This is a genomic window from Nostocoides australiense Ben110, assembly GCF_001050535.1.
GTDB classification, from domain to species: domain Bacteria; phylum Actinomycetota; class Actinomycetes; order Actinomycetales; family Dermatophilaceae; genus Nostocoides_A; species Nostocoides_A australiense.
Genome location: NZ_HG764815.1, coordinates 783,036 through 798,238 on the forward strand (window position 1 = coordinate 783,036; position 15,203 = coordinate 798,238).

Here is a 15,203-nt window from a genome sequence, read left to right on the forward strand (position 1 = left end):
CGGGCTCGCGTGCGTCGCCGGCGTGGCGCTGACCGCCGCCGCGCTACGCGATTTCTGGCGGTATGACGCTCGCACCGACCCCCATGCCGTCGCCGAACGTTCGGCCCGCGCTGCGGCGGGGGAGTCGGTCACGGACTCCTGACGCCGGCCCGGGCCGCGGACGTGGTGGGATGGTGGTATGCCGTCGCCCGCCGATCGTCTCGCCCGCCTGACCCGCAAGCCCGAACGCGCGTTGGGCACGCGCGAGGAGATGAACCGCCTGCTCGACGGCCAACTGGTCGGCACCCTCGCCACGGTGGTCGACGGGCAGCCCTGGGTCGTCCCGATGCTCTACGGCCGCGACGGCGACCGGATCCTGTTGCACGGCTCGACGGGCGCGGGAGCTCTTCGTCAGGTCGCGTCCGGGGCGCCGGCCGCCTTCTGCGTCACCGCCGTCGACGGCCTGGTCGTCGCCGAGTCCACCTTCGAGTCCTCGGCCAACTATCGATCGGTGGTCATCCGCGGCAGCCTCGAATCCGTGACGGGACAGACGAAGAGCGATGTCCTGCAGCGCATCACGGCCCGGATCATCGCCGGCCGCAACGACGAGGTCCGACCGTCGACCGCCAAGGAGGAGTCGGCGACGATCGGCCTGGCCATGGCCATCACACCCGACAACTGGATCATGAAACAGCGCTCGGGTGACCCGGGCCGGCCGGAGGGTCCCGTCGACGTCTGGTGCGGTGTCGTCCCGATGACCGTCACGGCAGGGGTGCCCGTCGCCGCGCCGTGGTCCGTCGGCCCCGTCCCGCCCTCGGTCACGAACTTCGTGCGCGCCCACCCAGCACCGTGACCACGACGGCCGCGATATACCAGAGAAGGCGAGGCGGATCATGCTGAGCGAGAAGGACTTCGACGATCTGATCGAGTCGGCGAACCCGGTCATGGCCGTCGTCACCACGGTCGCCGAGGGAGTGCGTGCGGGCTGCGTCGTCGGCTTCCACGGCCAGTCCAGCGTCGAGCCGCGCCACTATTGCGTGTGGCTGTCCAAGGCCAACCACACCTATCGGACAGCGTTGCGGGCCGAGCACCTCGCGGTCCACCTGCTCACCCGGGACGATATGGAGATCGCGACCCACTTCGGCACGACGACGGGCGAGGACGGCGACAAGTTCACCACCCTCTCCGTCAGCGACGGCCCCGGCGGCGTCCCGCTCCTCGAGGCGCTGCCCAACCGTTTCGTCGGACGCCGCCGCGCCATGCTCGACCTGGGCGGGGACCACGCCTGCGTCGAACTCGTCGTCGACCTTGCCCAGCGGGCCGGCGCTTTCGACGCCCTGCGGCTGCGGGACGTGGTGCACCTGCGGCCGGGACACGAGGCCGAAGAGCGAGCGGTCAGCCCCGAACGCTGAGGGCAGCCGATTCGCGACGCGCGGGCGGCTCGGGGATGATGGCCCGGTGACCCGCGCGACCGGCATCGGTTCCTGGCCCGGCACCGAGGCCCGCGAGGCGGTGATCACGGTGCGTGACCTGCTGTCCGCGGCCGACGGGCTCGGGATCCCCTACCTCCCCGAGACACCCGCGCGCGGCCCCGGGGCCGACATCATCGGCCGGGCGGCAGGCCTGCTCGTGGACCTGCCCGTCGATCTCCAGCCCAGCGGGTGGCGCCTCGTCGAGCGTCCGGGCCGGGACGCCGCTCGCACCGCCGCTCTGCACCGGCAGGACCTGGACGAGTTGGCCGAGGCCTACGACGGTTATGCGGGTCCGCTCAAGATCCAGGTCGCCGGCCCGTGGACCCTCGCCGCATCCGTCGAACTGACCCGCGGCGAACGCTCCATCGTCGACCCCGGCGCCACGCGCGACGTCATTTCCTCTCTCGCCGAGGGCATCTCGCGGTATGCCGCGGACGTGCGCCGCCTCGTCCCTGGCGCCGATGTCATCCTGCAACTCGACGAGCCGTCGCTGCCGGCGGTGCTCGCCGGGCGGCTTCCGACCGCCAGCGGGTATGGACGGGTCCGCGCAATCGAGGCGCCGGTGGCCGGGCAGGGATTGCGTGACCTCATCGGCCGGCAAGAGGTGTGCGTCGTCATCCACTGCTGCGACGACCAGGCACCCGTGCCGTTGCTCCGCACCGTCGGCGCCGCCGCCGTAGCGGTCGACGTGCTCACCGCGAGCCCGGCCCGGTGGGAGTCGCTCGCGGCCACCCTCGAGGCAGGTGTCGGGCTGTATGCCGGGTGCCTCCCCGCCGACGCACCGGCGGTCGTCGCGACGGCCCGCCGCCTGATCAGCGACGCGTTCGAACGGCTCGGCCTGGCCGCAGAACGTCTTCGCGATGTGACCATCACACCCACCTGCGGCCTGGCGTCTTCCTCGGTGGCGCAGGCACGGCATACCCATCGCGCCGCGGTGGACGTGGCCCGCCAACTGACCGAGGAGGAACACGCGTGACCCAGAGCCGAATACCGTGGCAGGCGAAGTTCATCGCCCTGGCGCTGATCTGGGGCTCGAGCTTCCTCTTCATGAAGGTCGGGCTGGCCGCCCTGCACCCGATCCAGATCGCCTCCGGACGCATCTTCGCCGCCGCGCTCATCCTGGCGATCCTGTTGCGGGTCACCGGTTCCCACCTGCCGAGGGAACGGCGTGTCTGGGGTCACCTGGCTGTCTCCTCGGTCTTCTTGACCGCGCTGCCGTTCACCGGATTCGTCGTGGGCGAGACCCGGGTCTCCTCCGCTCTGGCCGGAATCGGCAATGCGACGACGCCGATCGCGGCCGTGCTCTTCGCGCTCGCGCTGCTGCCGTCGGAGCGGTTGTCCGGGCGCAAGCTCGCCGCGGTCCTCGTCGGGTTCGTGGGCGTGGTCATCATCGCCGAGCCGTGGAATGCCGCCGGGCGACCGGACCCGCTCGGCTTCCTCATCGTCGTGCTCGCGGGCGCGTGCTACGGGCTCGGCTGGACCTACAACCGGCGCTTCCTCGCTCACGCCGACTTGGGTGGACTCTCGCAGCCCGCCGCGCTGCTCCTGTGCGGGTCGGCGCTCATGGTCCCGGTCACCCTCGTGTGGTGGCTGATCGCACGAGAGAAATTCCCGCGGCCCTGGTCCCTCGCTCCGGGGGCGCACACGGCCGTCCATCCGGTCTGGCTGGCGCTGCTGTGCGTGGCCGCTCTCGGCTTCGTCGGCACGGGCATCGCCTACGTGCTGCAGTACGACGTCGTGCGGGCGGCCGGCGCCGTGGTCTCGACGACCGTGACCTATCTGATCCCGGTCGTCTCGGTGCTGCTCGGCGTCTTCGTTCTGGGCGAACACCTAGGAACCGCACAGGTTCTCGGCTTCGCAGTGGTGCTGGCCTGCGCCTTCGCCATCAACTCCGCACCGCGTCGGCGCCGTCCGGGCCAAGCGTCCTGACCGACCGCCAATCTTCCGGTAGACGTCGCGCGCTGGTCGTGCGATGCTGGCTGACGCCATCCGTGCAGGTGCACGGCAGTCGATGGGGATCGAGGTCTTATGACAGCCAACGTCATGGTGGTCGTCGAGCGGCAGTTCGACTTTCCACGACAGGAAGTTTTCCGGGCCTGGACCGACCCGCAACAGCTCAAGCGCTGGCGTGGCTCACCCGGCTGGCACGTCGAGGATGAGACGGTCGGCGGCGACCTCAAGCTGGGCGGGCGGCATACGCACGTCAAGATCCGCGACAACGACCCCACGACGCGTGTCGTCACCGACGGCGTCTATTCGGAGTATTTCGAGCCCGACGTCTTCGTCTCCCGCGAACGGATCACCGGCGACCCCGGCATCGACCCCAACGTCCCGCTCGAGTTGCGTGTCGAATTCACCAAGTACGGCCGCGAGGGCAAAGGCACGCTCGTGCGCATCATCCAGGGCCCGTACGACCCCGATGTCGCCGGCTGGCACGGGGAGGGCTGGGAGAAGGAGTTGACCCGGCTGCAGAACTTCCTCGCCGGCACCGGCGAGTACGCGAACGGGGGCCGGGCATGAGTTCCGACGCGGTCGCCACCCAGGGCGAGGGCAACCTGCAGCACACCACCATCGTGCGGCAGAAGCCGCTGATGACGATGCCGCAGATCCTCATCATGAACTTCGGCTTCTTCGGCATCCAGTACAGCTTCGGTATGCAGCAGACCGCGGTGAACCCGATTTTCCAGAAGCTCGGGGCCGAGGGGCACGCGCTGCCGCTGCTCAACCTGGCCGGCCCGATCACCGGCCTGCTGATCCAACCGATGATCGGGGCCATGTCGGACCGGACGTGGAGCCCGCGGTGGGGCCGGCGCAAGCCGTTCTTCCTCATCGGCGCCCTCGGCTGCAGCATCTGCCTCTTCCTCTTCCCCTTCGTCTCGGCGATCTGGATGGCCGTCCTGCTGCTGTGGCTGCTGGACGCGAGCAACAACACCGCGATGGAGCCCTACCGCGCGTTCATCGCCGACAAGCTCCCTCCGAGCCAGCTCGCCAAGGGCTTCCTCGCGCAGTCCTTCTTCACCGGATTCGGCATCACGCTGGCGAACATCTCGCTCTTCGTCTTCCAGAAGATCATCTCCGGCGGCACCGACGCCGGCATTCCCTACTGGGTCTTCGGCTCGTTCATGCTGGGCGCCGTCTGCTCGATCGGCAGCGTGTTGATATCGGTGCTGCGGACACCCGAGATCCCGCCCACCCCAGAGGAATTGGCGGCCATCCAGGCCAAGAAGGCCGAGGGCGGCGGCGTCGGCAAGGCCATCGCCGAGATCAAGGAGGCCATCGTCGAGATGCCGACCGAGCTGCGCAAGCTCGCCCTGGTCTATCTCTTCCAGTGGTATGCACTGGCCTGCTATTGGCAGTTCGTCACGGCCTCGCTGGCCAAGTCGGTGTGGAACACCACCGACACCGAATCGGCGGCCTTCGACGAAGCAGTCGGCTGGACCGGCCTCGTCAACGGCTGGTACAACATCGTCACATTCAGCGTGGCCTTCGCGCTCGTCGCCTTCGCCCGCCGGCGCGGGGCGAAGATGGTGCACAGCGCCTGCCTGCTCCTCGCCGCGATCGGCCTGGTGATCTTCCCGCACCTCGACAACAAATATCTGGTGTTCATCCCGATCATCGGGTTCGGCATCGCCTGGGCCTCGATCATGGGCGTGCCCTACATCATGGCCGTGCGCATGATTCCCTCGACGCGGTACGGCGTCTACATGGGCATCATCAACATGATGATCGTCATCCCGATGCTCATCCAGTCGCTCACCTTCGGCACCATCTATTCCAGCGTCCTCGGCGACAACCCCAACAACGCCATCATGTTCGCCGGCGTCTTCCTGGCCATCGCCGCGCTGGTCATGCAGTGGATCAAGGAACCGCCGATCGTGCGTGATGTCGACGACGTCGGGGCCATGCCGATGGCCGGCGGCCACTGAGAGGAGTTGAGCCCCAGATGGCCATGAAGGACTACAACACGATCATCGTCGGCACCGACGGGTCGGCACTCGCGGCCCCCACCGTGGCGCGGGCCGCCTGGCTGGCGACCCGCGATGACGCCGACCTGGTGATCATCTGCGCCTTCTCCGAGTTGCCCCGGCGGGTCGAGGCGAAGAACCCGGCCACGATCGGCGGTGACAGCAGGGCCGGGCAGGTCATCGGCAGAGCGGCCGCCAGCGCTGCCGTCGCCGCCGCGGTGGCAACAGCGCAGGCGGAGGGGGCGACGATCGCCGCGGCCCAGCTGGTCGACGGTGACCCGGCCAAGGCACTGGTCCAAGCGGCCGCCGACCGCGGCGCTGACCTGATCGTGCTCGGGGCCGTCCAGGACCGCTCACTCGCGGACCGCCTCCTCGGCACCACGGCCGAGGAGGTCACCAAGCGGGCCGCCTGCGATGTCCTCATCGTCCGGCCCGCCGGTGGCGAGGCGGAGCTGGAGGTCCCCGAGAGCGGGTGATCAGGCCGTCGGGGGGTGGACCTCGCGGCGCAAGATCTTGCCCGTGGGACCCTTGGGGAGTTCCTCGACCTGCCAGACGGTTCGCGGGTATTTGTAGGCCGCGACGCGCTCCTTGGTCCACGCCTGGACGTCCTCGACACTCGTGGTGACGCCAGGGCGCAGCACGATCGCGGCACCGACGTTCTCGCCGAGCAGCTCGTCCGGCACCGCGACGACGGCAACCTCGAGCACGTCGGGGTGGGTGTAGATGAGCTCCTCGACCTCGCGCGGATAGACGTTCATCCCGCCGCGCAGGATCATGTCCTTCTTGCGGTCGACGATCGTGTAGTAGCCCTCGTCGTCCACGGTGGCCATGTCGCCGGTGCGGAACCAGCCGTCGGGGATGGCCTGCGCGGTCGCCTCCGGGTTGTCCCAGTAGCCCTTCATGACGTTGTCGCCGCGAATCGCGATCTCGCCGACCCCGCCGACGCCGACGTCCTTGCCGTCCTCGTCGAGGAGCTTCATCTCGCACCCGGGGATGGCGACCCCGATGGTGCCGGACTTCGTGGGCCGGCCCGGCATATTGAAGGAGGCCACCGGGGAGGTCTCCGACAGGCCGTAACCCTCAAGGATCTGGGCGTCGAACTTCTCCTCGAACGCCCGCTGCACCTCGGCCGGCATCGCCGAGCCGCCCGAGCAACAGGTGCGCAGGTTGGAGGCGTCGAAGCTGTCGCTCTCGGGGTGGTGCAGGATCGCGGCATACATCGTCGGCACGCCGAGCATGACGGTGACCTTCTCGTTGGCCATCGTCTTGATCGCGTCGGAGGGGTCGAAGCGGGGGATCAGCGCGAGCGAGGCACCCGCGATAACTGCGGCGTGCATGCCGACGACGAGGCCGAAGACGTGGAAGAGCGGCAGACAGCCCATCACCACATCGTCCGGGCTGATCTGGGCGATGTCGACGGCGCTGCGCGTGGCGTTGAGGTGGATATTGCTGTGCGTCAGCTCCGCACCCTTGGGCCGGCCGGTCGTGCCGGAGGTGTAGAGGATGATCGCGGTGTCGTCGTCCGCGCGCTCCATGGGGTGCGCGATCGGCTCGCCCGGCTCCAGCGACCCGGCCACCGGCCCCATGGGGTCGCACGGTATGACGCGCGTGCCGCTGTTCGCCGCCCCCTTGGTCACCTCCTCGACGAAATCCGGCCAGACGAAGGCGATCTTGGCGCCGGAGTTGCTGAAGAAGAAGTCGATCTCCCCGGCCTTGAGCAGCGGGTTCATCGGCACGACGATCCCGCCGGCGAGCAGCGTGGCATAGAAGGCCACCGGGAAGGCCGGCACGTTCGGCAGGATCAGCGCCACCCGATCGCCGGGCTCGATCCCTGCGGTGCGCAGTTCGCCGGCGAGTTTCGCCGCCAGCTGGTGGACCGCGCCGTAGGGCAGGTGGTTGCCGTTCATCGCGATGAATGTCGCGTCCGGCTGCTTGGTCGCCGTGCTGACGAGGTCGGTGACGAGGTTGGTCATCGTTTTCTCACTTTCGAGGGTCCGGTCCCGGGAGGTGGTTGGCGTTATTGTGCAACGTCCGCGCGCGTCGGTGGCAGGGTGGGTGAGTGTTGTCTCGTTCTCCGGTGCTGCATCTGACGACCGGCCTGCCCGGGACCGGCAAGACGACCCTCGCGCGGGAGATCGAGGCGCGCGACAACGCTCTTCGCCTGACCCCGGACGAGTGGATGAACCCCCTCTTCGGCCACCACGACGCCGATGGCAAGCGGGATGTCCTCGAAGGCCGGCTGGTGTGGGTGGGGTACAGGGCGCTGCGCGCCGGAGCCGACGTCATCCTGGACTTCGGGTGTTGGTCCCCCGAGGAGCGGTATGCCGTGCGCTCCCTCGCCGAGTTGGCCGGCGGCCGGTTCGTGCTCCACTACCTCCATCTGCCGGAGGCGGAGCGCCGCGCTCGCGCCGGCGAGCGGTGGCTCGCCGTGCCGCACGAGACCTTCGAGATGACGGCGGCGGACCACGACAGCTACCAGGCGGCATACCGTGCCCCGGACGCCAACGAACTCGGCTACGGACCGATGCCCCCGCCGCCGGCGGGTCAGGCGAGCTGGCCGTCGTATGCCGCCGCGCGCTGGCCGACGCTTCCGGACTTCTCGTTGGGGCAGTAAGAGTTATCTGGCGTCCGGGACGGACTTGAAGGAGGCGTACCAGGCGTCGATGCCGGCGGCGTCGTCCAGATCGAGGAGGGTGAAGACGGCGCGGCTGAACTCGAGCGGGGCCTCGCCGATCGCGGTGACGAGGGGGCCGTCGTGGGCGACGGAGGCGTGCACCCGCGAGGCGCTGCCCGGGTAGTCGGGCTCGTCCGCGTCGGCGTCGACGACGTGGGCGTGCCGCTCCAACAGGCCCGCGCGGGCCATCGCGCGCGTCGCCCCGCAGATGCCGGCGACGGGGCGCCCGGCGTCGAGCAGGCGGCGGGCCAGATCGAGTACCTGCTGGTGAGGGCCGTCGAGCCAGGTGTTCCCGCCAGGGAGCAGTAGCAGCGCGATGTCGTCCTTGGCGACCTCGGTCAGGGCGCGTTCGGGCAGCACGCGCAGGCCGCCCAGGGTGGTGACCGGTTCGCCGGTGGCACCGGCGACGACGAGCCGGTAGCGGTCGTCACCGCCGCGCGCCTGCATCTGCAGGACGGTGGTGATATAGGCGTACTCCCAGTCCGCCATGGTGTCGAAGGCATAGAGGACGACATCGGCCATGCCCTCACTCTAGGCCCGGGGGAAACCCGGCCGCTGTCGGTGGCCTGAGGCAGGATGTCCGCGTGACCAACCAGCCGGACCTGGCCCCCGATGTCGTGCCCGACGACGTGCGCCACGAGTGGACCGAACTCGCCGAGCAGGCGACCGCGGCGCAGTTCGCCTATCACGTCAAGGACGCGCCGACGATCAGCGACGGGGAGTATGACGCGCTGATCCGGCGGCTGCAGCAGCTCGAGGAGGCCCATCCTTCGCTGCGCACGCCCGAGAGCCCGACCCAGACGGTCGGCGGGGCGGTCTTCAGCACCGACTTCGTCGCGGTCGACCACCTGGAGCGGATGCTCAGCCTCGACAACGTCTTCTCGCCGGAGGAGTTCGCCGCCTGGGCGGCGCGGGTGGAGCGAGAGGCGGGGGGCGCGGCATACCACCTGCTCTGTGAGCTGAAGATCGACGGACTCGCCGTCAACCTCCTCTACGAAAAGGGCCGGCTGACCCGTGCCCTCACCCGCGGCGACGGCCGCACCGGGGAGGACGTGACGCTGAACGTCAAGACGATCGACGGCATACCCAGCGTCCTGCGGGGAGCGGACGTGCCCGAGCTGGTCGAGATCCGCGGAGAGGTGTTCTTCCCGATCGAGGCCTTCGCCGATCTCAACGCGAGCCTCGTCGCGGGCGGCAAGGCACCCTTCGCCAACCCGCGCAACGCTGCCGCGGGGTCGCTGCGGATGAAGGATCCCCGGGTGACCGCCACCCGGCCGCTGCACATGCTCGTCCACGGCATCGGCGCCCGGCGGGGGTTCGACATCGACCGGCAGTCCGCGGCATACGACCTGCTCGAGGCGTGGGGGCTGCCGGTGAGCAGCCACTATCGGGTGCTCGACACACCCGAACAGGCGCAGGGGTTCATCGCCGGGTTCGGTGAGCGGCGGCACAGCGTCGAGCACGAGATCGACGGCGTGGTCGTCAAAGTCGACGAGATCGCCGTGCAACGTCAGCTGGGCGCGACGAGCCGGGCGCCGCGGTGGGCGATCGCCTACAAGTACCCTCCCGAGGAGGTCAACACCAAGCTCCTCGACATCCTGGTCAACGTCGGCCGCACCGGGCGCGTGACACCGTATGGCGTGATGGAGCCGGTCACGGTCGCGGGCTCGACCGTCACCAATGCCACCCTGCACAACGCCTCAGAGGTCGAGCGCAAGGGGATCCTCATCGGCGACACGGTCGTGTTGCGCAAGGCCGGCGACGTCATTCCCGAGATCCTCGGGCCGGTGGTCGACCTGCGTGACGGATCCGAACGCGCTTTCGTCATGCCGACGCACTGCCCCTCGTGCGGGGCCGAACTCGCGCCGGAGAAGGAGGGCGACAAGGACATCCGCTGTCCCAACGCCCGTTCGTGTCCGAGCCAGCTGAGGGAGCGGTTGTTCGGGCTGGCCGGGCGGGGTGCCTTCGACATCGAGGCGCTCGGCTGGGAGGGCGCTACGAGCCTGCTCGACTCGGGTGTGCTGGCGGACCCGCAGCTTGGCGGGCCCAGCGAGTCGATGCTGTTCTCGTTGGGGGAGAAGGAGATCGCCCGTGTGCCCCTCTATACGCGGGCGGCCAAGAAGACCGATCCACCAGAGGCGGTCGTCGACGGTCGCGTGCTGTCGGCCAATGGCCAGCGCCTCGTCGCCAACCTGCACTCGGCCAAGGAGCAGCCGCTCTGGCGGGTGCTTGTCGCGCTGTCCATCCGGCACGTCGGGCCGACGGCCGCCCGGGCGCTGGCGCAGCACTTCGGGTCCATGGCGGCAATCCGGGACGCCGATGCCGAGGCCCTGTCGGGCGTCGAGGGTGTCGGCGGCGTCATCGCCGACGCGGTCCGCGATTGGTTTGACAGGGAGGGCAACGACTGGCACGTGCGGATCGTCGAGCAGTGGGCGGCCGACGGGGTGCGGATGGTCGACGAGCGCGACGAATCCGTCGAGCAGACGCTGGCCGGCATGACAGTCGTCGTCACCGGGTCCCTCGAGGGGTTCAGCCGCGACTCGGCCAAGGAGGCGATCCTCGCCCGCGGCGGCAAGGCGGCCGGCTCGGTGTCGAAGAACACCGACTGGGTCGTCGTCGGCCCGGGCGCCGGCTCCAAGGAGGCCAAGGCGCGCGAACTCGGGCTGACGATCCTCGACGAGGCCGGCTTCGTGCGGCTCCTCGAAACCGGGTCCGCCTGAGCGTCGGACCGCCCACGTGAAGGCAACGCCGGACCCTCGCTCGAAGGTCCGGCGCCGCCGGTGAGTGTGTACGGCTGCGCTCAGGCGCGCGCCATGATCCACATGAGAAGGGCGATGATCAGCAGCACGCCGACGATCGTCCAGATCAGTCCTGAACCACGCATGTGTTCCTCCTTTGGCTCGCACCAGATACCGACGAGGATAGGACGGCAAACGGCTGATCAGGCCGATTAGCGTCGGCCGATAACCGGCCGCACCTGCCTAGGGTTGTGGTATGCCGCAGGTCAGTGCCGACGTCTACGTCCCCGTGCCCCCGGAGCTCGCCTTCGCCGTTTCGCAGACGACCGGCCAGGTCCGGTTGCGGTGGGACCCGTTCATCCGGCGCCAGTTCTTCCTGGACGGTGCCACTGCGCCGGGCCCAGGGGTGCGCACCAAGACCTTTGCGCGGCTGGGGCCGAGCATGGTCAGCGAGTACGCGTCATACCGTCCGCCGACGTCGGTCGGGATGACGATGGTGCGCGGACCGTGGTTCTTTTCGCGATTCGGCGGCGGCTGGCGCTTCGAGCGGGAGGGCACGGGCTGCCGGGCCGTCTGGAAGTACACCTTCGACGTGCGGCCGGATTGGCTGCGCCCGGTGGGGCATCGGCTCGGTCACTGGCTACTTGGCCGTGAGATCCGCCGACGCATCCACGGATTCGCGAAAGGATGCACCGATCCGGTCGTCGTGGAGGCTGCCCGCGCGCTTCTTGCACGAGTAGACGACGGCGCGCTGGATGAGGAAGCTCGCCGCGAACAGCGTACCCTCGGTCACGACCTTCGCTACCAGCAGTGATCCGGTTGCGGCCAGAAGTGCATGCAGCAGAAGAATATTCGCCACAAGTATGGTCGCTGCGAGCGCGGCATACCGCAGGAGCGAGGGGAGCAGCGGGGCCTTGGCGGATCCGTTGCGGAAGACCCACCACCGGTTGACCGCATAGTTGCTGCCGCCGCTGACCACCCGGGCGGCGATGGCCGATCCCGTGACATTTCCGGTCAGCGCGACGCCCGCGAAGAGCACGGAGGTGTCCAGCACGAAGGCGAGCAGCGAAGATCCAACGAAGGAGATCAGCTGCCGATAGATGAGCGCCGAGTCGTGCAGCGGACGGAAGTGGGACGAGGCGTTCTCGTCGAGGTAGATCGTCGCGATCTCGACCTCACGAATGTCCTGATCCTCCGCGGTCGCGCGCAGCAGGAGTTGCAGCTCGTATTCGAAGCGGTCGCCGGGCACCTCCAGCAGCCACGGGATCAACCGGGCCGGGTAGGCCCGCAGGCCGGTCTGAGTGTCGATCAGCTTGCGACGGGTCGCCAGGGCGAACAACTGCCGGGTGATGCCATTGCCGACCTTGCTGCGCAGCGGGACCCGACCGGTGAAGAGCCGGGCGCCGAGGACCATGTCGGGGCCGCTGTCGTCGAGGGCGGCGGCAACGCGCAGGATGTCGACGGGCGAATGCTGGCCGTCGCTGTCGGCGCAGACGACCGGTTCACCGGGGAAAACCTGTGCGAGGTAGGCGAATCCGGTCTTGAGGGCAGCACCCTTGCCGCGGTTGACCTGGTGGCGCAGCACGGTCGCGCCGCGCCGCTCGCACTCGGCGAAGATCGCCGCATAGTCCGGCCCGCTGCCGTCGTCGACGATGACGACCGGCGAGGCGCCGCCGAGGTCGGCGACCAGCTGGGGGAGGCGCTGGTCCGGCTCGTAGGACGGGATGAGAACGATCATGGTCAGGTCACCCGGCGATGTAGACGATGTCGCTCGTCCCGCGCTCTTGGCCCTTGCCGAGCGGGTTGTTGACGAGATCGCCCTGGAAGATCATCGCCGTGGAGCCACCGCCGTCGAGGTTGTAGGCGACCTGGGCACCCTTGTCGACGAAGATCTGCGCCATCTCGTTCATCGTGACGCCGCGGCTGTAGCCGGAACTGCGGCCGTCCACGGCGACGAAGAGGAAGTGGTTGTCGGCGATCATCCCGATGCCCGTGCGCGGTTGCTGGCCTTGGATCGAGTGGTTGCCGAAGTTGGTGTCGACCTCGACATTGTCGATGCCGTCGAGGATCTTGCCGCCCTCGACCAGGCCCGGGCCGAACGACAGGGTCTGCCAGACCCCTTCGGAGAGAAGGGTCTTGGCATTGGTGGCGGTCTCGTCATAGAGCTTCATCGAGCCGTCCTTGTAGATCGCCAGGCCCTGCCGCGCACCATTGTCGCGATAGATCACGCCATTGCGGATCTGGATGCCGTTGTCGCGGAAGCCGTAGTAGTCGCCGTTGATCGCGAGGACGGCGTTTGCCTGGGCGGCGATCGCCGACGGGTAGGCAATGATGTTGTTGCCGAATTGGTCGTTGGCGAAGGCCGACTTGAGGATGGTTGCGTCGCTGATGGTGACGTCGGCGACGAAGTAGGTGACCTGGTCGCTCCCGCTGCCGGTGACGACCTTCTCGATCGAGATCTGCGCCGTGTCGCTCGTGTAACTCGTGGCGGTGCTCGTGGCGCTCGCGGTGTCGGCCTGCACGGCCTCGATGGCCGTGGACGTCTGCTGCGAGACGTTCTCCACCTCGACGTGGTCCACGACGTAGCGGTTGAGCGCCCAGCCACCGGTGGCACCGATGCCGCCGAACAGCGCGACGAAGCCACCGCCGAGGACGGCGCGCCGGCCTACCTTCCGCTTCGGGGGTGTGGGGCCCTGCGGGGTTTCCGGGGCCGGGTCGAGGTCCGGCCGGAGGGAGTTCACGGTGGTGGTCATGTCACGGTCCTTATCGGGTTGAAGCGCAATAGGTTTGGGGCAAGGGGCAAAGCCGGGTTCGCCCGGCCGGCCGGAGCCAGGGTGGTCGGCCGGGCTGCTTCTTGGTTGGGCGCGGGGGTGGTCATCTGGGGCCACCCATGCCGCCCGTCGCCTGGCCCGCAGTGACGGAGCCGACCTTGGTGGCGCCGTCGGTGGAGCCGCCGAGGGAGAAGGTGGCGAGCTGGTCGGACCCGAGAGAGCCGGAGCCGACGTAGACGTCATACGACTGTCCGCTGGTGATGTCGTCACCGACGAACACGAGATTGCTGTAGTCCTTCTTCGCGGTGAAGCTGGCGATCACCGTGTCACCGGAGACGATCTGAACCGTCTGGCCCGCAGTGACATTCGAGGAGAAGCCCAGCTGCACCCAGCCCTGGGTGGAGCTGGTGTCGGGTGCCTCGGCCATGCCCCCGGAGCCTGCGGCCAGCACGGTGCCGCCCGTGACGTCGATGCCGCCGTTGGAGTCGAGGGAGCCGTTGCCGTTCATCGTCGGCCCGTAGACGACGGTCGTGCCGCCGCTGATCGTGGTCTGGCCGTTGGAGTCCAGGCCGTCGCCGCCGCTGTCGACGACGAGGGTGCCGCCGGAGGTGACCAGCTGTGAGCCGTCGTTCGCCATTCCGCCGCCGCCCATGCCGCCGCCACCGGAGCTCGACCCCTGCGTGGTATTGAGGCCGTCGTCGCTCGCGGTGACCGAGGAGGTGCCGCCCGCGATCACGACATTGGCGCCTTCGAGGCCCTCGTTCGACTTCGTGATCGTCACGGACCCGCCGGTCACCGCGAGGTCGCCCTCGGCGTGAGCGCCGTCGTCGCCGGCGTCGACGGTGGTCGTGCCGCCGGCCAGGAGGATGTAGCCGACCGTGTCGTCGTCCTCGTTGTCCGACTTCAGGCCGTCGTCGCCGGCGGTGACCGTCACGGTCCCGCCCTGGACGACGAGGTAGTCCTTGCCGCGGATGCCGTCGTCGGCCGCGGTGACGTCGACGGTGCCGCCGAGGATGACCAGGCCGTCCTTGGAGGCGATGCCGTCGTTGGTGTTGCCGGTCACCTTCAGGGTGCCACTCCCACCGATCGTCAGGTCGGCCATCGAGAAGAGGGCGGCGTTGGGAGCGTCCTCGGCGGACGTGTCGTAGCCCGTGCCGTCGGCGAGGCTGTTGGTTGTGCCCTCCTCGAGGACCACGACCGCTTCGTCGGCCGCCACGATATTGAGGGCGGCGCCCTGGCTGTTGGTGACGGCGGCATTGTCCAGCACCAGCCGGACCCTGCCCTCGTCCGCGCTGTTCACGACGATGGTGCCATCGGTCAGCGTCCCGGACAGGACATAGGTGCCGGGTGCGCTGATCGTCACCGTGTCCCCGTCGATCTGCACGCCGGTCTGGGTCGAGGCGCTGCTCGCCCCGTCCTGCAGCGTGACCTTCACGACGTCCTCCGCGTCGTATGCCGGGTCGCCCTCTTCCGCATGCGCCTTGGCGTTGTCAGCGAGCAGTGCGGAGCTGGTGGAGGCGCCGGAGGCGTTGGAGGTGCTGGAGGCGGCGGCCGCGGGCGTCGACCCGCTGCTGGCGGCGGCGGTCGCGGCCGGGGTCGCCCGA

14 protein-coding genes and 1 pseudogene are annotated in these 15,203 nt (G+C 69.1%); 10 read left to right on the forward strand and 5 right to left on the reverse strand.

Annotation, left to right across the window (positions count from 1 at the left end; all coding sequences use genetic code 11):
• Positions 1–178: 178 nt before the first annotated feature.
• The 7 genes from BN11_RS03710 (at position 179) to BN11_RS03740 (ending at position 5,892) form a co-directional block, all read left to right on the forward strand.
• A complete protein-coding gene (locus BN11_RS03710) occupies positions 179–832 on the forward strand; it encodes a pyridoxamine 5'-phosphate oxidase family protein (RefSeq protein WP_048694648.1) in 654 nt (217 codons plus the stop codon).
• Positions 833–872: 40 nt separating this feature from the next.
• Entirely contained in the window at positions 873–1,391 is a 519-nt protein-coding gene (locus tag BN11_RS03715; protein ID WP_235435347.1) for a flavin reductase family protein, read from the forward strand.
• 46 nt (positions 1,392–1,437) lie between these two features.
• Positions 1,438–2,427, forward strand: coding sequence for a uroporphyrinogen decarboxylase/cobalamine-independent methonine synthase family protein (locus tag BN11_RS03720; protein WP_048694651.1), 990 nt, complete (start codon positions 1,438–1,440; stop codon positions 2,425–2,427).
• A complete protein-coding gene (locus tag BN11_RS03725; RefSeq protein ID WP_048694653.1) occupies positions 2,424–3,380 on the forward strand; it encodes a DMT family transporter in 957 nt (318 codons plus the stop codon). The genes BN11_RS03720 and BN11_RS03725 overlap by 4 nt, the downstream gene beginning before the upstream one ends.
• Positions 3,381–3,479: 99 nt before the next feature.
• Positions 3,480–3,971: an SRPBCC family protein gene (locus BN11_RS03730; protein WP_048694657.1), complete on the forward strand. Its 492-nt coding sequence runs from the start codon at positions 3,480–3,482 to the stop codon at positions 3,969–3,971.
• Positions 3,968–5,377 carry an MFS transporter gene (locus BN11_RS03735; RefSeq protein ID WP_083433502.1) on the forward strand — a complete coding sequence of 470 codons (1,410 nt, stop codon included), beginning with the start codon at positions 3,968–3,970 and terminating at the stop codon, positions 5,375–5,377. The genes BN11_RS03730 and BN11_RS03735 overlap by 4 nt, the downstream gene beginning before the upstream one ends.
• A gap of 17 nt (positions 5,378–5,394) precedes the next feature.
• Positions 5,395–5,892 carry a universal stress protein gene (locus tag BN11_RS03740; protein ID WP_048694662.1) on the forward strand — a complete coding sequence of 166 codons (498 nt, stop codon included), beginning with the start codon at positions 5,395–5,397 and terminating at the stop codon, positions 5,890–5,892.
• Here the strand turns inward: BN11_RS03740 and BN11_RS03745 are convergent, their stop codons facing one another.
• The gene (locus tag BN11_RS03745) at positions 5,893–7,389 is read right to left on the reverse strand and encodes a long-chain-fatty-acid--CoA ligase (protein ID WP_048694665.1); all 1,497 of its coding nucleotides are present in this window, start codon (positions 7,387–7,389) and stop codon (positions 5,893–5,895) included.
• Positions 7,390–7,475: 86 nt separating this feature from the next.
• Here BN11_RS03745 and BN11_RS03750 point away from each other — a divergent pair, with 86 nt between their 5' ends.
• Positions 7,476–8,030: an AAA family ATPase gene (locus tag BN11_RS03750; protein ID WP_201329209.1), complete on the forward strand. Its 555-nt coding sequence runs from the start codon at positions 7,476–7,478 to the stop codon at positions 8,028–8,030.
• Between the two features lie 3 nt (positions 8,031–8,033).
• Here the strand turns inward: BN11_RS03750 and BN11_RS03755 are convergent, their stop codons facing one another.
• Positions 8,034–8,612: a DJ-1/PfpI family protein gene (locus tag BN11_RS03755; protein WP_048694669.1), complete on the reverse strand. Its 579-nt coding sequence runs from the start codon at positions 8,610–8,612 to the stop codon at positions 8,034–8,036.
• Positions 8,613–8,674: 62 nt separating this feature from the next.
• Between BN11_RS03755 and ligA the strand changes: the two genes are divergently transcribed.
• Positions 8,675–10,810: an NAD-dependent DNA ligase LigA gene (gene ligA / locus BN11_RS03760; protein ID WP_235435348.1), complete on the forward strand. Its 2,136-nt coding sequence runs from the start codon at positions 8,675–8,677 to the stop codon at positions 10,808–10,810.
• A gap of 274 nt (positions 10,811–11,084) precedes the next feature.
• Positions 11,085–11,453, forward strand: a pseudogene (locus tag BN11_RS25020) (SRPBCC family protein); the annotation flags it as partial.
• A gap of 15 nt (positions 11,454–11,468) precedes the next feature.
• On the opposite strand, the gene BN11_RS03770 reads toward BN11_RS25020, so the two are convergent.
• The 3 genes from BN11_RS03770 to BN11_RS03780 form a co-directional block, all read right to left on the reverse strand.
• A complete protein-coding gene (locus tag BN11_RS03770; RefSeq protein ID WP_048694680.1) occupies positions 11,469–12,566 on the reverse strand; it encodes a glycosyltransferase in 1,098 nt (365 codons plus the stop codon).
• 7 nt (positions 12,567–12,573) lie between these two features.
• Positions 12,574–13,581: a phosphodiester glycosidase family protein gene (locus BN11_RS03775; protein WP_083433504.1), complete on the reverse strand. Its 1,008-nt coding sequence runs from the start codon at positions 13,579–13,581 to the stop codon at positions 12,574–12,576.
• 121 nt (positions 13,582–13,702) lie between these two features.
• Positions 13,703–15,203: carbohydrate-binding domain-containing protein (locus tag BN11_RS03780; protein WP_048694683.1), on the reverse strand; the 1,501-nt coding region annotated here is incomplete at its 5' end.